The 20,132-nt window shown below is 65.0% G+C and carries 17 protein-coding genes and 1 pseudogene; 2 read left to right on the forward strand and 16 right to left on the reverse strand.

From position 1 onward, the window contains the following. Window positions 1–226 precede the first annotated feature (226 nt). Window positions 227–847 carry a tyrosine-type recombinase/integrase gene (locus IB274_RS07475; protein WP_192431366.1) on the forward strand — a complete coding sequence of 207 codons (621 nt, stop codon included), beginning with the start codon at window positions 227–229 and terminating at the stop codon, window positions 845–847. Window positions 848–1,452: 605 nt separating this feature from the next. Further along, window positions 1,453–1,842, forward strand: a complete 390-nt coding sequence (locus IB274_RS07480; protein WP_192290372.1) for a response regulator — start codon at window positions 1,453–1,455, stop codon at window positions 1,840–1,842. Between the two features lie 1,215 nt (window positions 1,843–3,057). Here IB274_RS07480 and IB274_RS07485 read toward each other — a convergent pair. The 16 genes and pseudogenes from IB274_RS07485 to IB274_RS07560 form a co-directional block, all read right to left on the reverse strand. Then, a pseudogene (locus IB274_RS07485) lies at window positions 3,058–3,536 on the reverse strand (transposase); the annotation flags it as partial. 74 nt (window positions 3,537–3,610) lie between these two features. After that, entirely contained in the window at window positions 3,611–3,754 is a 144-nt protein-coding gene (locus tag IB274_RS07490) for an autotransporter outer membrane beta-barrel domain-containing protein (protein ID WP_192431484.1), read from the reverse strand. Between the two features lie 12 nt (window positions 3,755–3,766). Next, the gene (locus IB274_RS07495; protein ID WP_192431367.1) at window positions 3,767–4,000 is read right to left on the reverse strand and encodes a DUF4381 family protein; all 234 of its coding nucleotides are present in this window, start codon (window positions 3,998–4,000) and stop codon (window positions 3,767–3,769) included. Further along, window positions 3,972–4,919: a DUF58 domain-containing protein gene (locus tag IB274_RS07500; protein ID WP_192431368.1), complete on the reverse strand. Its 948-nt coding sequence runs from the start codon at window positions 4,917–4,919 to the stop codon at window positions 3,972–3,974. Before IB274_RS07500 ends, IB274_RS07495 begins: the two co-directional genes overlap by 29 nt. 10 nt (window positions 4,920–4,929) lie before the next feature. After that, entirely contained in the window at window positions 4,930–5,916 is a 987-nt protein-coding gene (locus IB274_RS07505) for a MoxR family ATPase (RefSeq protein ID WP_318652856.1), read from the reverse strand. 90 nt (window positions 5,917–6,006) lie between these two features. Further along, the gene (locus IB274_RS07510; RefSeq protein ID WP_192431370.1) at window positions 6,007–7,797 is read right to left on the reverse strand and encodes an acyl-CoA dehydrogenase; all 1,791 of its coding nucleotides are present in this window, start codon (window positions 7,795–7,797) and stop codon (window positions 6,007–6,009) included. Window positions 7,798–7,842: 45 nt separating this feature from the next. Further along, window positions 7,843–9,828, reverse strand: a complete 1,986-nt coding sequence (locus IB274_RS07515; RefSeq protein WP_192431371.1) for an alkyl/aryl-sulfatase — start codon at window positions 9,826–9,828, stop codon at window positions 7,843–7,845. Window positions 9,829–9,932: 104 nt separating this feature from the next. Beyond that, on the reverse strand, window positions 9,933–10,529 hold the full coding sequence (locus IB274_RS07520) for a GNAT family N-acetyltransferase (protein ID WP_192431372.1): 597 nt from the start codon (window positions 10,527–10,529) through the stop codon (window positions 9,933–9,935). Beyond that, a complete protein-coding gene (locus tag IB274_RS07525; protein WP_225614712.1) occupies window positions 10,526–11,593 on the reverse strand; it encodes an alpha/beta fold hydrolase in 1,068 nt (355 codons plus the stop codon). Before IB274_RS07525 ends, IB274_RS07520 begins: the two co-directional genes overlap by 4 nt. Before the next feature lie 2 nt (window positions 11,594–11,595). Next, a complete protein-coding gene (locus IB274_RS07530; RefSeq protein WP_192431373.1) occupies window positions 11,596–12,036 on the reverse strand; it encodes a hypothetical protein in 441 nt (146 codons plus the stop codon). A 15-nt stretch (window positions 12,037–12,051) separates the two neighbouring features. After that, window positions 12,052–13,224 (reverse strand): alpha/beta hydrolase, encoded by a 1,173-nt coding sequence (locus IB274_RS07535; protein WP_192431374.1) that lies wholly within the window; start codon window positions 13,222–13,224, stop codon window positions 12,052–12,054. 338 nt (window positions 13,225–13,562) lie between these two features. Beyond that, window positions 13,563–13,979, reverse strand: coding sequence for a MaoC family dehydratase (locus IB274_RS07540; protein ID WP_192431375.1), 417 nt, complete (start codon window positions 13,977–13,979; stop codon window positions 13,563–13,565). Window positions 13,980–13,993: 14 nt separating this feature from the next. Then, entirely contained in the window at window positions 13,994–14,434 is a 441-nt protein-coding gene (locus IB274_RS07545) for a MaoC family dehydratase N-terminal domain-containing protein (protein ID WP_192431376.1), read from the reverse strand. Between the two features lie 18 nt (window positions 14,435–14,452). Further along, window positions 14,453–15,637: a lipid-transfer protein gene (locus IB274_RS07550; protein ID WP_192431377.1), complete on the reverse strand. Its 1,185-nt coding sequence runs from the start codon at window positions 15,635–15,637 to the stop codon at window positions 14,453–14,455. A 25-nt stretch (window positions 15,638–15,662) separates the two neighbouring features. Then, entirely contained in the window at window positions 15,663–16,763 is a 1,101-nt protein-coding gene (locus tag IB274_RS07555) for an acyl-CoA dehydrogenase family protein (protein WP_225614747.1), read from the reverse strand. A 508-nt stretch (window positions 16,764–17,271) separates the two neighbouring features. Further along, window positions 17,272–20,082: a LuxR C-terminal-related transcriptional regulator gene (locus tag IB274_RS07560; protein ID WP_192431379.1), complete on the reverse strand. Its 2,811-nt coding sequence runs from the start codon at window positions 20,080–20,082 to the stop codon at window positions 17,272–17,274. Window positions 20,083–20,132: the final 50 nt, after the last annotated feature.

A 20,132-nucleotide genomic window follows, 5' to 3' on the forward strand; every position in this document is an offset into this window, starting at 1 on the left:
CCGCTCCATTCTTGCTGGGTCATGCTGATTACCCCAGGGGCGATCGATGAGGGGAGTATCAGCGGCGAATCTGAAAGTAGTCTGAAGTCGCTGAGAGCCAGCGGCGGTGGAAACGAAATATCCAGCACGCGCGTTATAAGGGCATTCCACCCATAGGGCTTGGCCGAAGCTCTTTTGGAGCTAGGAGCGATGCACCCTATTCCTTCACTCATGTGGAGGACGAATCATGGCCACACACAAAACGAAAGCTTTCGAACCTTGGAACAAGGGCAAACTGGTCGGCCAGAAAGCACCGCTGAGACTCAGGGACATTTGGGCTATCAGAGTGCGACTGGAAATCGCAAACAAGGAACGTGATCTGGCGCTGTTCAACCTCGCCATCGACAGCAAATTGCGAGCCTGCGATTTAACGAAGCTGCGCGTCAGAGACATCGCTCACGGTGATCATGTATCGACGCGTGCAATCGTCATGCAACAGAAGACCCAGCGGCCGGTCCAGTTCGAATTCACCGCCCAGACGAGAGCATCAGTTGAAGCTTGGATCAGTGCCGCCCACCGTCGCAACGACGATTTCCTTTTTCCCAGTCGTGCTCGACATTCGGCGCACATATCCACGAGGCAGTACGCCCGCATAGTGAAAGCTTGGGTAACGACAATTGGTCTCGACCCCACGCTCTACGAAACCCATACCCTTCGTAGAACCAAAGCATCGCTGATCTATCGCAGAACGAAGAACCTGCGTGCGGTTCAACTGCTGCTAGGCCATACGAAACTGGAGAGCACCGTTCGATACCTCGGGATTGAGGTGGACGACGCTCTAGAAATGGCGGAGCAAACTGAGGTTTGACCTTTTCTCCAGGTTGGCGCCGGGTTTCGAGCCGGCGCCTCTTTGAGTCAGCTAGCGAACCATAGCTGATATCGACAGGTACTAGGTGACACGCCCTTAGGCCCTGTGTTCAACCAAATCGATTGCAGAATCAGAGATAAGGGGGGAGTGTGACCTCATAGCGCCCGAGTTTTGGCGGAAATCCCTTCCCCCGTTCGGTCGTCAGCCGAGGACGGTATGGATGATCGACGATTCACCTCTGGTCTAAACATCGCTACGTGCTTTCTGAGGATGTTGGCGGATGAGCTCTCTACAGAAGCCGCCCCATCTGATCCCCCCTTTTCTGCTCAGCGCTTCAACGAGCTTCGGCGCAACATTGAGTGCTGCGTATTTATTTTGGAGAGCCTACAAGCGAGTCACGGGCATTCACCTGGCATTCAAAAGCAGCCTGAAATTACCCACAGCTCTGGATGGCTCGCAGCGAGAGGTCAGAGTACTGGCGTAAACCTGATTTGGCTGAGCTACCCATCAACTCCACCGTGCGTCGGATAAAAAACGGGTAACGCGAATAATGTGAACGTAGGCGAGGAAGTGCCTTCTACCGCTGCACACGCAGGAGATTAGGCATGGAAACGCTCCGAGGTCCACCCACAGAATGCGTCACATACGTACTCATTCTTGATGATGATTCGACTCTTGCCAGAGTCCTGGGGCTGGCGATGGAAGATTACGGAATCCCCGCCATCGTTCTTGGAAGTGCTGATGATGGACTCGCGTGGATCAATGCAAATCCAAGTCAACTTGCCCTCTTGCTCACTGATATCTCAATGCCAGGAGAAATTGACGGCTTGGAGCTAGCGCGCCAAATTGCGCAGAGATCCCCAAGCATCCCCATTATCATTATGTCAGGCGGCTATTGGAGTAGAGACTTCCCGGCCTACCGCTTTCTCGACAAACCATTTGATCTCACGGCACTCATGACCACAGTAAAAGAGGCTCTTGCTCTTCCACACTAAGCGAGTGGATCGCATGGGCGCCTATCCAAGTAGTTTGAGTAGTTCCTCGGGGGGCAGCCGTCTGTTCTGCGCAAGGTCACGACGATACAGCTCTATCACCTGGCTCGCTTAATTCATTGGTTGAATGCCTGCTTGCTTTGCCGCATGGCACAGCTCTGACCAGACCTTATGCCGAAAGAGGGACCCACCCTCCTCGCGAGACATCGAAGCAGGAATTAGCAGTCTGATCTGTTCGCGTAAGGAGGGAGTCAGCTCTAGGAAGGCTAGGATTGCGAGCTCGATCATTTCACGTTCGGTGTCTTTCATGACTGCTGTCCGGAAGCAAAAATGAAAGTTAAGCGATTGTTTGGGCTGGTCTTCCACGGTTGCGGCGTCTACAACGACCAAAGCCTTTTCAACATAGCTCAGCATCGGAAAATCATCACCAGCTACGCCGCAGAAGAAGCTATGAGCTGCTACGACAGTCCGCTAGTGGCCGTTTTCCGCCAGCCACGACCGGCTGAGACCGACCCATAGCGGACTATCAAAGCACCATCCGGCTGCCAGCGCAGAGATAATTCCTAGTACCTCCTGGGCTCGACCAAAGACGTGCACTAGGATTGCAACGCCCCACTAAAGGGGCACCGAGGACGTTGGTCGGCTCCGATAGCGGAAAGCTCATTCAGGGAGGATGGCAATTGAAGATCAATAAGTGGTTGGCGATGGCATTGGCCTGCTCATTTGCGACAGCCACCAATGCCGATGAGCTTTACGAGTTCTTCTCCATCGAGTGCATGCCGGAGCTTCGCACGTTGCGAGTGTCGTCGGTGGCCATCTGGAACATCCAGGAGCAGATTTGGCCAAATGCGCCTATTCAAGACGACCGGGCCAAGTGGCTTAAGGCGAATTGGACGCTTCACGAGCAAGCTCTGCAGAGGCTGGAACGTAAGCGAAATCTGTATGTGTTTGGCCAGATGTATGGGATGGCGCAGGGCGATCCGATTCAATGCTCGCTATCAGGGGTGCACATCAGCATATATTCGCAGAAGATAGAGCGCCCAGATGACGAAATGAAAGGAGTCACTCGGGGGAATCCACGAATAGTTGCAAGCTGGGCCAATGGGAAGGAGGCGTTCAGCACTTACCTTGCCCCAGGGGATGATCTGCAGGTATCAGAAGGTGAGAACGCCTTGACGATCCTGCACTGCAAACCGCTGGATGACGACTCGCCTGCTAAGTACGCTTCAACCATCCTGCGATCTGCTCGGGCGACCACTGGATCTGAAGCTTCTGGGCAACAAGCTGCGCCAACTTCGGGGACTGGGCAAGTTTGCAACGCTTGGGACACAGGGCCCTGTCCCAGGCTGCCTGTTCAGCTTGATTGGCGCGGTAAGAACAACGACCACCGTTACGGCTGATCTCACGGCTGATAGAGGACGGGGCGCGCTCCAGACGTTGTGCTATCTGCCTAATCGACTGGCCAGCAGCAAGCGCTCGCGAAATCTCTTCGCGCTCAACCAGTGTCAGCGACAACCTGGAGCGCGCCGTCGTGCAGCTGGGCGGATGCCTCCTGTCTCCGCAAGAATTCGCTGGATCGAAGAGTGGTTTCTATCGAACAGCTGCGCGATTTGCTGGAGCGAGTCACCTGCCTTCCAGCGATCCCACATCAACGCCTTCTGGCTTTCGGTGTAGTAGATCCGAGGTCTTTGCTTCATCTGCAACACTCCCCCTGCATACACAGGGCTCAGTGTGTTGCGTTCACCGGTTAAATCCACAGCCGATTGCTGCCCTAGCCGGCTTCCAGCGATGCGATAACGCCATGGCCACGGGTGTTCAGCGAGCCGGCGTCGTTGGCGCGGGCCTTAAGGTCGAAGCGGTTGAACTGCACGACGCCGTCCAGGTACCAGCCTTCGGGGCCGAAGTGCCCCGCCAGGCTAAAGCGGGCTCACTGTGCTCGTTCCACGTACACCAGGCACGCCAGGGCTTCGCGGCGGTAAGCGTCGTGAAGCCAGCGCCGGTAGCGCCGCGCCAGTTGGCCGAGCAGGGCGGCGCCCAGCAGCGCGGCGAGCAGCAGCCAGCCCCAGGTCTGCGGGAATAGGGTGGCGGCGCCGGCAACGGCAGTTCGCGCAACTGCGCGAGCCTGGCCATGGTCATCCTTGCCACCCTGCTTGTGCGCCAAGCTGCCCGCGCAACTGCGCGAGGGCCGGATCGGCGGTGCTGAAGCGCAGGCTGGGCACCCGGCTCCGGCACAGCAGTTCGCCGACCGCATCGAGGCGTGCGCGGAGCAGTTCGGCGAGCACCTGGCGAACGGCTCGATTACCCAGCGGGAGGTCCAGCGCGGATTCACCCTGCGTCACCCGCAGACGCTGGCGGACGATCGGCGCCAGCGCTCGCGGGTCATAGACCTGCAGGGCGATAAGCTGGTTGCGCGCGGCGAGCTGGCGCAACAGCAGGCCAGTGCGCTCGCCGGCGCCGGCGAAGTCGCTGACCAGGCAGATTAACTGGTCGTGGCGAGCCAGCTTCAGGCATTCGAGCAGGACCTCGTCCAGGCGCGCCGCGCTGTCGATAGCTGGGTTGCCGGCGTGCAGCTCATGGTTCTGCCTGACTAGGCCGGCGCACAGGCGCTCCACCTGGCGGCGGCCCCGGCGCGGAGCGATCAGGTCGATGCGCTGGTCGTTGAACAGCAGGCCGCCGACCCGGTCGCCGCCGTACAGGGCGATCCAGCCGCAGAGCGCGCCAAGCTCGCAGGCCAGCGCGGACTTCAGGCTGCGGCAGCTGCCGAAGAACATGCTCATGCGCTGGTCGACCAGAATCAGCGCCGGGCGCTCGCGGTCTTCGCTGTAGCTGCGCACGTGCGGGTGGCCGGTGCGCAGGGTCAGGCGCCAGTCCACCTGGCGGAGGTCGTCGCCGGGCTGGTAGTGGCGCAGTTCCTCGAAACTCAGGCCGCGCCCACGCAGGCGCGAGCCGTGATGGCCGACCAGCCGGCTGCCGGCGCGCTGTGGGACGCAGAAGCCGAGACCGCGGGCATGCGCTTGATGGCCGATCAACTGCGCCAGCGACACGTACGCCAGCCCGTCGATATCACTGCTCAGCGGCATGACCGGCCCCTCATGCGGGAATCGGCACCAGGTCTAGCAGGCGATCGAGTACCTGGTCGGCATCGACCCCGTCGGCCAGCGCATCGAAGGACAGGCTCAGTCGATGGCGCAGCACCGGATGGAGCATGGCGCGGACGTTGTCCGGGGTGACGAACGCCTGCCCGTGCAACCAGGCGTGGGCGCGCGCGGCGCGATCCAGGCCGAGCGTGCCGCGCGGGCTGGCGCCGACCGCGAGCCAGCGGCGCAGCTGCGGATCGTAGGCGTCGGGATGCCGGGTGGCGCTCACCAGGTCGAGCAGATAGTCGTCGATGGCGGGCGCCACATACACACCGCTGACTTCGCGCCGCGCCTGCAACAGCACCTCCGGGTCCAGCGGCGCCGGTTCGTCCTGCCGGGAAGCCGCGGCGCCCTCGAGCGCCTGCTCTTCCTCGCGCAACAGGCGCAGCATCTGCGCCTCGTCCCGCGGTTCGGGATAGTCGAGCAGGACCTTCATGAGGAAGCGGTCCAGCTGGGCCTCGGGCAGGGGATAGGTGCCTTCCTGTTCCACCGGGTTCTGCGTGGCCAGCACCATGAACAGCGGCGGCATGCGGTGGGAGTGCCCGGCGACGGTGATCTGCCGTTCTTCCATGGCCTCCAGCAGGGCCGACTGGACCTTGGCCGGTGCGCGGTTGATCTCGTCGGCGAGGATCAGATTGCCGAACAGCGGGCCGGGTTGGAAGCGGATGTCCTGGCGGCCTTCGGCCTGGTGCAGCACCTCGGCGCCGGTGATGTCCGAGGGCAGCAGGTCGGGTGTGAACTGGATGCGGCTCATGCGTGCATCGAGGTGCCGGGCCAGTGCCTTTACCGTGCGCGTCTTGGCCAGGCCGGGGAGCCCCTCGAGGAGCAGGTGACCGTTGGCCAGCAGGCCCAGCAGGATCTGCCGGATGGCCCGACCCTGGCCCAGCACGGCAAGCGCCAGCGACCGTTCCAGCTCGAGTATTCGATTGCGCACGCTCACCGCTTGTCTCCCCCTCACGGGATGGCTTTGTCGCCCCATAGATAGCGCACCCGGCGCGCCGGATGGGCCCCCCGGGCCGGGGGGGGTGGGTCAGAATTGCGCATCGTCCAGCCGCAGCGCCGAGTCGCCGCCGTGCCGCACCACCTGCGCCAACGCCGGAGCCCGCACCAGCAGGTGCTCGGCGTAGAACCGCGCGGTCGCCAGCTTGGCGTCCAGGAAGGCGGCGTCGCTGCCGCCTTGAGCCAGTCGCTGCTGCGCCGCCAGCGCCGAGCGCGCCATCTGCCAGCCGCCGGCGACCAGGCCGAGCAGTTCGAGCAGGGGCACCGAACCGAACAGCACCGCTTGGGGCTGGCTGTCCAAGCCGGCGACGATGTAGGCCACCGCGTCCTTCAGCGCCGCGATAGCCCGGCCCAGGCCATCGGCGAGGGACGCCAGAGACGCCGCGTCGGCGGCGCGCAACTGCTGTTCGACCGTGCTCATCCGCCCGATCAGCGCGTCGATGGCACGGCCCTGGTCACGGGCGATCTTGCGCCCCACCAGATCGGCGGCCTGGATGCCGGTGGTGCCTTCGTAGATGGTGGTGATGCGGGCGTCGCGCAGGTGCTGGGCGGCGCCGGTTTCCTCGATGAAGCCCATGCCGCCGTGGATCTGTACGCCCAGGGAGGCGATGTCCACCGCGTTCTCGGTGGCGCAGCCCTTGATCACCGGGATCATCAGGTCGACGAAAGCCTGGTTGCGCTGGCGTTCCTCGGCGTCGTCGTGGGCATGCGCGTAATCCATCGCCAGGGCCACCTCGGCGGCCAGCGCGCGCATGGCCTCGATGCGCGATTTCATCGACAGCAGCATGCGCCGCACATCCGGATGGCGGATGATCGCGACTTTCTCGCGGCTACCCGGCGCGCTGCCCTGTACCCGCTCGCGGGCGTAGGCGAGGGCGCGTTGGTAGGCGCGTTCGGCCAGGCCGATGCCTTCGATACCGACCGAGAAGCGCGCGGCGTTCATCATGATGAACATGGTTTCCAGGCCCCGGTTCTCTTCACCCACCAACCAACCGCTGGCGCCGCCCTGGTCGCCGAAAGCGAGTACCGCGGTGGGGCTGCCGTGGATGCCGAGTTTGTGCTCGATGGACACGCAGCGTACATCGTTGCGCACCCCAGGCTGGCCGTTGGCGTCGAGCAGAAACTTTGGCACGACGAACAGCGAGATACCTTTCACGCCGTCCGGTGCACCTGGGACGCGGGCGAGTACCAGGTGGACGATGTTGTCCGTCAGGTCGTGCTCGCCATAGGTGATGAAAATCTTCTGCCCGAACACTTTATAGCTGCCGTCGGCCTGCGGCTCGGCGCGGCTGCGCACGGCGGCGAGATCCGAGCCGGCCTGCGGTTCGGTGAGGTTCATGGTGCCGGTCCACTCACCGCTCACCAGCTTGGGTAGCCACGTTCGCTTGAGTGGTTCGGAGCCACGCAGCTCGATGGCCTCGATGGCGCCACGGGTGAGCATGGAGCACAGGCCGAAGGAGACGTTGGCGCCGTTCCACATTTCCTCGACCAGCGCCGAGACCAGCCGCGGCACGCCCTGGCCGCCAAACTCAGGCGAGCAGGAGAGGGCATTCCAGCCGCCCTCGACGAACTGCCGGTAGGCCTTGCGCCAGCCGTCGGCCGTGCGCACCTCGCCGGCCTCCCAGCGCGCGCCCTGGCGGTCGCCGATGACGTTGAGCGGCGCCAGGACGCCCTGGGCGAAGCGCGCGGCTTCATTAAGAATGGCGTCGACCAGCTCGCCGTTCATCTCTTCCTGACCGGGCAGGCGGTTAAGCGTATCGAGCAATTGCAGGTCACCCAGAACGAACTGCATGTCGCGCAGCGGGGCGGTGTAGTCACTCATGGCGAAGCTCCTGTTCAAATCGACTGCCGTAGCAGGGCGGCACGGTCAGGGGGTAACGATGTTGAACTGCGGCGGGAAGCTGTCGAGCATGCCGAGGAAGCCGCCCAGCATCTTGCCGTCGCCTTCGAGCTTGATCTCGCCCTGCTTGATCGCGGTGGGGAAGTCCAGCTTGCGCAGGCTGATCTGGTCGAGGGTCGACTTGGCCAGCTTGATCGTCACGTTCGCGCTGGGGCTGGTCTGATTGTCACGGTGGGTCAGCACGCCATTGCGGAGGGTCACCGCGTAGGATTGGCCAAGGTCCTCGAAAACCCAGTTCATGACCATGTCGTGGCCCTGCGCCTTGTCCGAGTCCAGGCGGATCGCCAGGAAGTCGAAGAACTGGCTCGGCTCCATGTTCTTCACCAGGTCGACCTTGGTGGCGCTGGAGTCATAGGTGGGCACGCCGTGGCGCAGCTCCATGGCCCCGGTCAGGTAGATGTTGCGCCAGAGGGCGTTTTCCGTTTGATAGCCCAGTTGCTCCAGGGCATCGGCCTGGAGTGACTTGGCCTGCTGGTTCTGTGGCTGGGCGAAGACCAGGTGGTTGCCCAGTGTCGCCGCCCAGCGGTAGTCGCCTTTGTCCATCGCAGCGCGCATCAGTTTCTCCACCGCGGCGCCGCCGCCCAGTGCGTCGACGTAGTGCGTCGCTGCCTCTTCCGGGGTGAGCGGGTCGAGATTGGCCGGGTTGCCGTCGTAGTAACCCAGGTAGCGCTGGTATACCGCGCGGGAGTTGTGGCTGAGCGAGCCGTAGTAGCCACGGGTGTACCACTTCTGCTCCAGGGCGCCGGGCAGCTTGTCCATCTTCTGCGCGATCTCGGTGGAGGTCAGCCCCTGGTTCATCAGGTGCAGGGTGCGGTCGTTGAGGAAGGCATACATGTCGCGCTGGTCGGCGAGCAGGGTGCGGACGCGTTCGCCGCCCCAGGTCGGCCAGTTGTGCGAGACGAACATCACGTCGGTCTTGTCGCCGTAGCGCTCCAGGCTGACATCCAGGTACTGCGACCAGGCCTTGGCATCGCGCACCAGCGCGCCGCGCGGGGTGAGGATGTTGTGCATCATCTGTGTGCTGTTCTCGGACATGCACAGCGCGCGCAATTGCGGGAAGTAGAAGTTCATTTCCGCCGGAGCTTCGGTGCCGGGGGTGAGCTGGAATTCGATGTCGATTCCGCCGACCGTGCGGGTTTCGTAGTGGTCCTTGATCAGGTCGGTCGGCTCGATCAGGGTGAAGGTGCCGCCGGACGGCACCGCCTTGCCCATCCCGACATCCACTTGGCCACGTTCGTTGCGCGGCAGGAAACTCCCGAACTGGTACTGCGCGCGGCGGCTCATGGCGGTGCCGGCGAAGATGTTCTCGCTGATGGCATGTTCGGTGAAGCCGGAGGGCGCGAAGATTTTCACCTTGCCGCTTTTCACATCGGCTTCATCGACTACCCCGCGCACGCCACCGAAGTGATCGAGGTGGCTATGGCTGTAAGCAACGCCAACGATGGGCTTCTTCGGTCGGTGCTGGTAGTAGAGCTCCAGCGCGGCGCGGGCCGTTTCGGCGTAGGTCAGCGGGTCGATCACGAAGAGACCGTCCTTGCCCTCGACGATGGTCATGTTGGACACGTCCATGCCGCGCAACTGGTAGATGTGCTCGGCGACCTGGAACAGCCCGGCGTGGTTGTTCAGTTGCGCGAGCCGCCAGAGGCTGGGGTTGACGGTGTCCGGCGCCTTGTCGGCGTCCAGGAAGGCGTAGCGTTTGGCATCCCAGATAACCTTGCCGTCGGCGTTCTTGATCTGCCCGTCGAAGGGCGCCACCAGTCCGCGGGTGACCGACTGGTAATCGGTGCGGTCGGTGAACGGCAGGTGCTGCATGACCTCGGCATTTTTGGCGACGGTGCTCGCGCTGGCCGCTTCGCCATCACGGCTTTCGGCCGCCGGCAGCGCTTGGCTGAGGCTGGCGGCGACGACCAGGGCGAGCAGGGAAGGGGGCAGAATCTGGAAGGACTTCTTCATACGCAACTCCGTGTTTTTTGTTCTTTGAGAGCGCTCGACAGCGCGCTGTCCGCGCGTGTGAAACTGCCGTGGCGCCCATGCCGGTTCGCCGCGGCAGCGACGGATCATTCATTGAGCGCCGAGGACATCCCTCGCGCCCGCGAGCACAGGTAGAGCTGGCTCACTTCCAGGCTGAGCAAGGCCAGGTCGTAGGTCTTGCCGTCGTGGTCCTTGACGTGGTTGCGCAGCACCGACTCAGGCCGGAAGCCGAGGTCCTCGAACACCGCGATGGCCGCGCTCTGGTCCACGGTCATTTGCACCGTGAGCTTCTCCAGGTCCATGGCGAGAGCCTGGGCGAAGCTTTCTTCGGTGAGCACCCGGCCCAGCCCGCAGCCGCGCCAGGACGGCTTGACCAGGATGCGCAGGTCGCCGACGTGGGGTGACCAGGACAGCGCATCGGTGACGACCGCCGAGCAGCCGACGATTTCGCCTTCGGCGACGGCCACCAGGCTGGTGATGCGCTCGCCCAGGGCCGCCAGCCAGGCGGCGATCACCCGTGGGTGGCTGATATTACGGCGGACGAAGAGCAGGTCGTGGACGGGCAGACGGCCGATGAACTCGCTCAGCGCGGGGCCGTCGGCGGCGGTCATCAGCCGCAGCTCCACGCTCGAGCCATCGAGCGTGAGGCTGTGCGGGTATTTGCGCGGATGTGGTTTCTTCATACGGAGCGTCTCCCTAACCATTGATCGAGTGCCGGCCACAGCCGTTTCACCGCCGAGGGGCCGGCCACCAGGCTGACGTGGCCGCCGGGCAGGACCAGTTCTTCCTTGTCCGTCGAACTGACTTTCTCCAGCAGGGGACGGGCACAGGCGGGGGGCACCAAGGTGTCGTACTGAGCGATGACGTGCAGCAGCGGCACGCTGATCCGGCCGAGATCGACCGGGCGCCCGCCGATGCGCAGGCTGCCGCTGTGCAGGCCGTTCTTCCACACCAGCTCCTTGACGATCTGCCGGTAGTAATCGCCAGCCAGCGGTAGGGTGTCGTCGCCCCAGCCGTTCATGATGCGGTAGCCCTTGACGTACTCGGCGTTCCACAGGTTGTCCCACAGGCGCAACTGGCCGGCCAGGCGCCCGGCCGGGCGGAGCATGTCGAAGGCGTTCTGGATCATTCGCGGCGGAATGATGCCCAGACGGTCCACCAGGCGGTCGACGTCGAAGTAGTCGGGGTTGGCGACGATCCGTTGCCAGGCCACCTGCGACCAATCGATGGGGGTGGTGAAGCACAGCAGATTCTTCACCGGGCCATCGGGGTGCAGGGCGGTGTAGATACTGGCGAGAACGCCCGCCATGCAGTAGCCGAGCAGCGAGACGTCTTCGCTGCCGGAATGCTCCTGGACCCGGCGCAGGCAGTCGGGGATGAAGTCGAGCACGTAGTTCTCGATCTTCAGGTGGCGCTCTGCCTGGGTCGGCGGGCTCCAGTCCATCACATAGATGTCATAGCCGCGATGCAGGAGGAACTCGATGAGGCTCTGGCCCTTGGCCAGGTCGAAGATGTAGGCCTTGTTGGTGGTGGCCATGACCAGCAGCAGCGGCACGCGGTACACCTCGTCCGCGGTGGCGTGGTAGTGGTACAGGTTCAGGGTGCCGCGACGATGCAGCAGGGTCTTCGGGGTCATGCCCACCGCCGGCCTGGGCGAGCTGAGATAGTCGAGGGCGTTCAGCCGGCGCTGCAGCATCCGCTTGGCTTCGCTGCGCAAGCGTCCTGGCAGGCCACGATCCAAAGGCATGCTTACTGCTCCTGTTTGGGCCGGCGCCGCGCGGGCCGGGGGGCGGTCTTGTGTGGTGCGGCTTTGGCGCGCGCGCGGGCTTCGGCCAATGCCTGCTCCGGCTCCAGGGTCAGCGGCCGGCGGCTGCGCGGCGGGCGCGGGGCCAACGCTGGCATGGCATTCTCGCCGAGTAGCAGATCGAGCTTTTCCTCGACGCGCTGGACTGCCGCGGCCAGTTCGCTGACTTCGCCGCGGCTGGGCAGGTCCAGGCGCTCCAGGACACAGGCGAGGGACTTCTCCATGGCGAACTGAACCCCCAGGGATACCTGCGTGTAGCGGGCCAGGAATTGCGAGAACTCCTTCGAGTCCATGTTGCGCGCGGCGAAGTCGTTGATACCGTTCTCCATCCGGGTAATGGCATCGCGACACAGTTGCAAAGGATCGGGAAACAGCGAGAAGGCCATGGCTGACTCCAGGATTCAGGGGTGAGCGGGATAGGTCTGGATGGCGATGCGTTGTTCAAGATGCCCGTCCAGTTGCCGACGCATCAGGTTGGCCGGGGCGAGGCAAGGCGTGAGCATCCAGTGGGTGAAGCCGGCGAGCGTCGGCGACACCTGGCGCAGCAGGGTGTCGCGCCAGCCATCGGTGGCGCTCCACACCGTCAGCGCGGTACGGGCGACTTCGCCAGCCGCGCTGCCTTGGGCGCTTGCATCGGCGATCTCGACGGTGCAGTCACTGGCAGCTTCACCCGCAAAGGCCTGGGCCAGTGCCGCGCCGATGCGCTGCAGGGCATCCTGGCCGGCGCCGACGACAGCGTCGAAATTGAGAAAGCCGTGGAACTGCCCGGCATAGTGCAGCAACTGCACCGGCACCTTGGCGGCGCGCAGGCGGCAGGTGTAGTCGAGGCCGTCGTCGCGGATCGGATCGAAGCCCGCGCTCACCACCAGAGCCGCTGGCAGCCCCGCCAACTGCGGGTTGCGCCGGGGCGACAGCCAGGGATCGCTAGGGTCGAGCCCTTCGATGGCACTGGCGGCGACCGTTTGAATCTGGCTGAGCAGGCTGTCGGTGATCAGATAGCCGTCGGCGTTTTCCGCCAGCGAGGGGAATGCCAGCACCAGTTCGGTGGCGGGGTAGGCGAGCACTTGCAGGCTGAGCTTCGGCCCCTTGCGGCGCACGCATTCCTGGGCGACCGCGGCGGAGATATTGCCGCCGGCGGAGTCGCCACCGATGGCCAGGCGGCGGGTATCGATACCCAACTCCGCGCCATGTTCGGCAACCCATTCCAGGGCGGCGAGGAAGTCCACGCGCCCGGCCTTGAGATCGTGCTCGGGCGCTAGACGATAACGCACCGCGATGGTGATGCAGCCGGCGGCGACGGCGATGTTGCGACAGATGCTGTCCGCCGTGTCCAGGTCGCCCACCACGAAACCGCCGCCATAGCACCAGAGGAAGGCCGGAAGCGCCTGCTCGCTACGCTGTGGGGTGAAGACACGAAGGGCGAGGGGGCCGCCCGGCCCGTCGATTTCCAGGTGCATGACCGAGGCCACCGGAAGGCGGCGGCCGAGCGCCTGCGCGGTGAGGCGCCAGACCTTACGAATCTCCGACAGCGAATAGTGTTCGATGGGGCGCACGCGGGTGGCCAGGTTGAGCATGCGCAGAAACACCCGCGCATCGCGGTCCGGCGCGGCGGCCCGGCAGACCTGCGGTAGACCCTCGCCGGAAGGACGCGGGGCTATCAGCCCGGGGGGCGTGGGGAGCAACGGGGCTAGCTGAGGGACCGGTTGTTTCAAGGGGGCGTCCTCCGACGATCCATGTGCGCAGCGAATAAGTCCTGCGGGCACGATACGGTCGCCTCCAGGTCGTCACACCACCCGAATCAGGCGGTGGGGTGGGACGCCAGTGGCCAGTCCGGCGTCCAGCCTTGTGGCCTGCACTGGCGCTACGAAAAAGCCCCGCCGAGGCGGGGCTTGTGTTGCAACGCCAGGAGCGGTTACAGCGCCACCACCGCATCGCCGAGGATCTTCACCTCGCCATACTGGTTGGCCGTCTGGATCTCCAGCTTGACCCGCCGCTCGCCTTCGGCCTCGAACTTCTCCACCACTTTGCCGGAGCAGGTGATGACATGGCCGAGGTGGGTGATGCCGGTGAAGCGCACAGCGAAGTCGCGGATCTGCCGCTGGTCCACCCACTGGGTCAGCAGGCGACCCAGGTAGGCCATGGACAGCATGCCGTGGGCGAACACGTCCGGCATGCCGGCCTTGCGCGCCACGTCGATGTCGATGTGCACCGCGTTGTGGTCGTTGGAGGCGCCGGCGAACAGCGCCAGGGTCGTGCGGTTGATCGGCGCCAGGGTCAGCGGTGGCAGCAGCTCGCCGACCTGGATCGATTCGAAGTTGAGTTGGCTCATCAGTAGTCTCCGCTTCAGCCGTTGCGCTGCACGAGGATGCTGCGCAGGTCCGCCACGTGCTCGCCGCGCTGGTTGGTCACGCGGGCCTCGCGCACGACAAACTCCAGGGCGCCGCCCTTCTTGTCGTAGATGTCGGCGATCCGCACGTCGAAGGTCAGGGTGTCGCCGGCGTAGGCCATGCGGTGGTATTTGAACGACTCCTCGCCGTGGAGGATGCGCGTCGGCACGATGCCCAGCTCGTCGCGCCAGGCGTTCGACGGGATGAGGAACTCCAGCGAAAAGAGGAAGGTCGGCGGCAGCGGTACGCCGGGGTGGCCGGCGTCGCGAGCGGCCTGCTCGTCGGTGTAGATCGGGTTGGTTTCGCCGATGGCCTTGGCGAAGAAGCGCAGTTGGCCCAGCTCCGCCTTGGCGGAGAAGGTCGGCAACTGCTTGCCGATGTGTTTCTTGTCGATCATCAGGGCTGTCTCCGCCGATCAGTTTTTCTGGTAGATCGTGACCACGCCCGCACCACCCAGGCCGAGGTTGTGCTGCAGGGCGATGCGCGCGCCTTCGACCTGGCGATCGCCGGCGCTGCCACGCAGTTGATGGGTCAGCTCGAAGCACTGCGCCAGGCCGGTGGCGCCCAGCGGGTGACCCTTGGACAGCAGGCCACCGGAGGGGTTGGTCACCCACTTGCCGCCGTAGGTGTTGTCGCCATCGAGGACGAACTGTTCGCCGCCGCCTTCCGGGCACAGGCCCAGGCCTTCATAGGTCAGCAGCTCGTTCTGCGCGAAGCAGTCGTGGAGTTCCACCACCTGGACGTCCTCCGGGCCAACGCCGGCTTGTTCGTAGGCCTGGGAGGCAGCCAGGCGGGTCATGTCGAAGCCGACCACGCGGATCATGTCGCGGGCCTCGTAGGTGCTCGGCAGGTCGGTGGCCAGGGACTGGCCGGCGATCATCACGTCGGTGCGCAGGCCGTGCTTTTTCGCAAAGCGCTCGGAGACCACGATGGCGGCGGCGCCGCCACAGGTAGGCGGGCAGGCCATCAGGCGCGTCAGCACGCCTTCCCAGAGCATCGGCGCGGCCATCACTTCCTCGGTACTGACCACGTTGCGGAATACCGCCAGCGGGTTGCGCGCGGCGTGGCGGCTGGCCTTGGCGCGGATCGCGGCGAAGGTCTCCAGCTTGGTGCCGTACTTCTGCATGTGCGCGTAGCCGGCACCGGCGAACTGGCGGATGGCGGTGGGCAGGTCGGGCTGGCCGATCAGCTCGTTGGTCAATTGCAGCGCGCGTTCGGTGGCCGGGGCGCGATCGCTCCAGGCGGACTTCAGCGCGCCGGGGTTCATCTGCTCGAAGCCGAACGCCAGGGCGCAGTCGACCATGCCGCTCTGCACCGCCTGGCGCGCCAGGAACAGGGCGGAGGAGCCGGTGGCGCAGTTGTTGTTGACGTTGATCAGCGGGATGCCGGTCATGCCGACGCGGTACATCGCCTTCTGCCCGCAGGTGGAATCGCCGTAGACGTAGCCGGCATAGGCCTGCTGGATCGCGGCGAAGTCCAGGCCGGCATCGGCCAGAGCCAGGCGGATGGCCTGCTCGCCCATGACGTCGTAGCTGTCGCTGGTACCGGGTTTCTTGAACTGGATCATGCCGACGCCGGCGACGAACACTTTGTTGCTCATGTCAGGTTTCCTGTGCTGGGAGGGGTCAGAGCTTGCGCGCGATCAGTTCGCGCATGACTTCGCTGGTACCGCCGTAGATGCGGTTGACGCGCATGTCGACGAAGGCGCGGGCGATGGGGTACTCGAGCATGTAGCCGTAGCCGCCGTGCAACTGGACCATGTCGTCGAGGCACTTCCACAGCGTCTCGGTGGTGAACAGCTTGGCGATCGCCGCTTCCTCCAGGGTCAGGCGGCGGCGCAGGTGCTCGGCCAGGTAGTGGTCGACCATCAGCCGCGCGGCGACGGCCTGGGCCTTGATGTCGGCGAGCTTGAACTTGGTGTTCTGGAAGTCCCACACGGTCTGGTTGAAGGCCTTGCGGCTCTTCACGTACTCCAGGGTCTGCTCCAGGCAGACCTCCAGTCGCGCGGCGGCGGACACGGCGATGGTGAAGCGTTCCTGGGGCAGCTCGCCCATCAGGTAGGCGAAGCCCTGGCCTTCCTCGCCCAGGCGGTTGCCCACCGGCACGCGGACGTTGTCGAAGAACAGCTCGGCGGTGTCAGCGGCCGGCTGACCGACCTTGGCCAGCTTGCGCCCGCGCTGGAAGCCGGCGCGCGTCGCCTCCACGGCAATCAGGCTGATGCCTTTGGCGCCGGCCTCCGGGTCGGTCTTGCAGACCACGATCACCAGGTCGGCGGTCAGGCCGTTGCTGATGAAGGTCTTGCTGCCGTTGATCACGTACTCGTCGCCGTCGCGTATGGCGGTGGTGCGTACTGCCTTGAGGTCGCTGCCGGTGCCCGGTTCGGTCATGGCGATGGCGAGGATGATCTCGCCGCTGCAGGCGCCCGGCAGCCAGCGCTGTTTCTGTTCCTCGTTGCCGCAACGGGCGATATAAGGCGCGATGACATCCGAGTGCATGGAGAAGTAGGCGCCACTCACCCCGGTACGGGCGAACTCCTCGTTGAACACCACGCTGTGGCCGAAATCGCCGCCACCACCGCCGTATTCCACCGGCAGGGTGATCCCCAGCAAGCCCTCGCGCCCGGCCTTCAGCCAGGTTTCGCGGTCGACCTGGCCGGCGGCGTCCCAGGCGGCCTGGCGCGGCACGCATTCGCGCTCGAAGAAGCGGCGCGCGGTGGTACGGAACATCTCATGGTCTTCACGGAAGACGTTACGTTGGATATGCACGGATGACTCCTGGTCCGGTGCCTGGGGCGCTAGGCCACGGCACGACTGGTTCTTGTTGGTCCAGGCTCTACGGTAGGGGCGTGCCAGCAAGGGGCCGCCACCCGCGCTGGGTGGCGGGTTGGCCGGCGGCTTGCAGCCGCTGTGGCGCGCAACCCGCAGCGGGTGGTCAGGGCTGGGCGATGGTTGTTCTACTGACGGCGCCGTGGCTAAGGCGTGCGGGGACGCATCGGGGCGAGGTGATGGTGATGGCGCGCAAAGCGCGGCCGTACTCGACGAGGAATGGGTAGGTGCTCATTGCCGCGAGGCGAGTGCCGGCCACCCATACCCGAACCCCGTCGAGCTCCGCGACTCACTGCCATTGAGCGCTGCCGGCAAGGTTCTCCAGCGCGCACCGCGCGAGCCATTCAGGGCTGGCCGACCCCAGCCTATCGGCTGACTCGCGCTGGCTCCCCGGCGTGCCGGGGAGTGCTCAGACCGCGGACTCCATGTCGCGCAGGCGGGCCACCGCCTCGTCGCGGCTGCTGACGCCGAGCTTGCTGTAGATATGCCGCAAGTGCCATTTGACCGTTTCGTGGGACAGCCCCAGGGCGCGGGCGATTTTCTTGTTCGGCAACGCTTGCGCGAGCAGGCGCAGGACTTCCATCTCGCGCTCGCTCAGTGGCTCGGTCGCTGTGGCTGCCGGCCGGCGCGCGGCGACCGGCTTGCCGCTCTGCGGCTGGGCGGCCTGTTGCTGGATGGTCTGCAGGCGCTCGACATAGAAACGCAGCACCGGGTCGAGCGTCGACCCCTGGGCCACCTGGTCGATCAGCTCCACCGCCCGCGGATGGGTATCCAGCAGACTGCGCACCTGGCCGTAGCGGTGGCCGGCGCGCAGGGCGGCGAGCACCTTTTCCCGCGCGGCTTCTTGCAGGCCGCGCTGCTCATCGAGAATGGCGCCGAGCATCTTCAGGCGCGTGACGTCGAGCTGGCGACCACCGGAGTCGCAGAATTCGACGAGCTGGTTCAGCCGCCGCGCCGCCTCCAGCAGATCGCCCTCGGCGAGTTGCCAGCGGATTCGCGCGCTCTGCGCCAGCACGTGGATTTCCCGGGAGGCACCGGGGCCGCTGCCGACATGGCGTGCGGCGATGTCTTCCAAACGCGCCAGCTTGGTTTCCGCGGCGACCAGTTCGCCCAGTTGCAGGTGCCAGAGGATCTGCCCTTGCAGGCTGTGTGCTTGCAGCCGGTCGAGCCCCAGGCGTTGGGCGTACTCGTCCAGGCGCTCGAGGTAGGCGAAGGCTTCGCGATGGTTGCCGGCCAGCCACTGGCATTTGCCCAGCACTTCCAGCACGCGCAGCACCGAGTCGGGAATCGACATACGTTCGAAGGCGTCGATGCGATCGGCCAGTAACTGGTAGGCGGCCTCCGCGTCGTTGCTTTCGTACAACGCTTCACCGAGCAGCGCGGTGGACAGGAACAGCGCGTCGATACAGGGCCGGCCGCCGCGTTCGGCTTCGTAGATCACCTCGCGGTAGATGCGCTCGGCCTGGATCATCTGGCCCTCCATGGCCAGGCTCAGGCCGATCAGGCTACGGCCCAGGAGAGTGCCCGAGGCGGTGCCGCGCAACGGCGAGCCATCCACCAGCATGGTCGGTCGGTCGATCTGCAGGCGCCGCGCGCGCTCGAACTCGCCACGGTGCATGTACAGCCAGGAGAGGATATTGATGCCACCGCCGACGGTGAAACCGTCCGCTTCCTCGGGCGGCGACAGCAGCTCCGGCAGGTAGGCCATGGCCTGGTCGGTATCGTCGTGCTGAACCGCCACCGCCGCCCGCAGGACGGTGATGCGAAAGCGTGTGGCGAGGTCGCTTTTGGGTACGTCGCGTTCCAGTTCCTCCAGGGTCTTGGCGCTCGCCGGCAGGTCGCGCGAGTACAACTGCATGCGGGCCAGTACCAGGCGCAGGCTGATACGCGGTTGCAGGTGCTCCAGAGGCAACTGCCTGGCCAGGTCGATCAGGAAGCGAATCTCGCCGCGTGCCGATAGCTCGTCGACACGCTGCTCCACCAGGTCCGCAGCGGCGGCCGCCTGGCCGCCAACCACGGCGTGGCGGATCGCCTCGTGCAACTGGTCGTGGTCGCGCAGCCAGTTCCAGGCGCGGCTGTGCACGGCGAGCCGATCCGCTTCGGCGCGAGCGGCGAACAGTTGCAGGAGAAGTTCCCGCAGCAAGGGGTGCAGACGGTACCAGTCTTCCTGTTCGCCACTGTCGATGGCGATCAGGAACAGGTTGTCGTTCTCCAGGCGCTTGAGCAGTTCGCGCGCCTCGCCGGTGGCCTCCGGGCGGCCGACCAGCGTGGCACACAAGGGCGCACAGAAGCGGCTGCATACGGCGGTGTGCAGCAGCAGTTCGAGGGCGGTGGGCGACAGGTGCGAAAGGACTTCTGTCTCGAAGAAGCGGGCGAACGCCTGGTTGTCGCTCAGGTGTTCCTGCGGCAGCAGCGCCGGGCGGCCCGGGCCCGCCAGGCGCTGGCGGCTCTTCTTGTGGCTGGCCGCGACCAATTGCAGGCCGGCGATCCAGCCATCGGTCATCTCATAGATGCTCTGGATCTCTTGCGTGCTGACTTCGCCCAGCTGCGCCTTGAGGAAGATCTCCGCTTCGGCCGGGGTGAAGCGCAGGTCGCGCAGGTCCAGTTCGAGCACCAGCCCATGGCTGCGCAGGCGCGCCAGGGAGAGCGGAATGGCGCTGCGCGAGACCAATACCAGGTGCAGGTTGCTCGGCGCATAGTCGATCAGCCACTGCAAGGTCTGGTGGATGTCCGGGTCGGTCAGCGCATGCAGGTCGTCGAGCATCAGCACCAGCTCGCGCGAGTGCGCGGCGATGCCCTGGACCAGAGTGATGACGGTGTTCTCGGCGGCGTCGCGATCGTTGCCATAGCCTTCCAGCAGCGCGGCGTCGCGGACCATCGCCGGTTCCACCTGGGCCAGGCTCGCCAGCAGGTAGTCAAGGAAGCGCATCGGGTGGTTATCGTCGCTGGTCAGGGTCAACCAGGCCACGTCGAAGCCCAGCGGCAGCAGCAGTTGGCGCCAGGCGACCAGCGCGGTGGTCTTGCCGCAGCCGGCGGGCCCCTTGAGGACGACACAGCGTTTGCGCCGGGCTTCCTGCAGTTGGGCATGCAGGCGTTCGCGGGCGACGACGCGTCCGCTGTTGCGTGGGGGAGTCAGCTTGCTGCTGTCGACGGAATCGAAACTCGGATTCGCATTGAGGACGGCAGGCGACTGATTTGTTGTTGTAGGTCGGGTATCCATGGGTGATCCAGGGCAGGTGGTACCGAACGGCATTCAGTCTAGTTCGACAG

This window comes from Pseudomonas sp. PDM18, from assembly GCF_014852585.1.
Lineage (GTDB): Bacteria > Pseudomonadota > Gammaproteobacteria > Pseudomonadales > Pseudomonadaceae > Pseudomonas.

Bases quoted from the DNA above. Each gene is read 5' to 3' on its own strand.
- IB274_RS07560 (WP_192431379.1), bottom strand. From the start codon at position 20,082: ATGGATACCCGACCTACAACAACAAATCAGTCGCCTGCCGTCCTCAAT.
- IB274_RS07540 (WP_192431375.1), bottom strand. From the start codon at position 13,979: ATGAGCCAACTCAACTTCGAATCGATCCAGGTCGGCGAGCTGCTGCCA.
- IB274_RS07535 (WP_192431374.1), bottom strand. From the start codon at position 13,224: ATGCTCAACCTGGCCACCCGCGTGCGCCCCATCGAACACTATTCGCTG.
- IB274_RS07515 (WP_192431371.1), bottom strand. From the start codon at position 9,828: ATGAAGAAGTCCTTCCAGATTCTGCCCCCTTCCCTGCTCGCCCTGGTC.
- IB274_RS07545 (WP_192431376.1), bottom strand. From the start codon at position 14,434: ATGATCGACAAGAAACACATCGGCAAGCAGTTGCCGACCTTCTCCGCC.
- IB274_RS07510 (WP_192431370.1), bottom strand. From the start codon at position 7,797: ATGAGTGACTACACCGCCCCGCTGCGCGACATGCAGTTCGTTCTGGGT.
- IB274_RS07500 (WP_192431368.1), bottom strand. From the start codon at position 4,919: ATGCCGCTGAGCAGTGATATCGACGGGCTGGCGTACGTGTCGCTGGCG.
- IB274_RS07530 (WP_192431373.1), bottom strand. From the start codon at position 12,036: ATGGCCTTCTCGCTGTTTCCCGATCCTTTGCAACTGTGTCGCGATGCC.
- IB274_RS07550 (WP_192431377.1), bottom strand. From the start codon at position 15,637: ATGAGCAACAAAGTGTTCGTCGCCGGCGTCGGCATGATCCAGTTCAAG.
- IB274_RS07555 (WP_225614747.1), bottom strand. From the start codon at position 16,763: ATGTTCCGTACCACCGCGCGCCGCTTCTTCGAGCGCGAATGCGTGCCG.
- IB274_RS07520 (WP_192431372.1), bottom strand. From the start codon at position 10,529: ATGAAGAAACCACATCCGCGCAAATACCCGCACAGCCTCACGCTCGAT.
- IB274_RS07480 (WP_192290372.1), top strand. From the start codon at position 1,453: ATGGAAACGCTCCGAGGTCCACCCACAGAATGCGTCACATACGTACTC.
- IB274_RS07475 (WP_192431366.1), top strand. From the start codon at position 227: ATGGCCACACACAAAACGAAAGCTTTCGAACCTTGGAACAAGGGCAAA.
- IB274_RS07525 (WP_225614712.1), bottom strand. From the start codon at position 11,593: ATGCCTTTGGATCGTGGCCTGCCAGGACGCTTGCGCAGCGAAGCCAAG.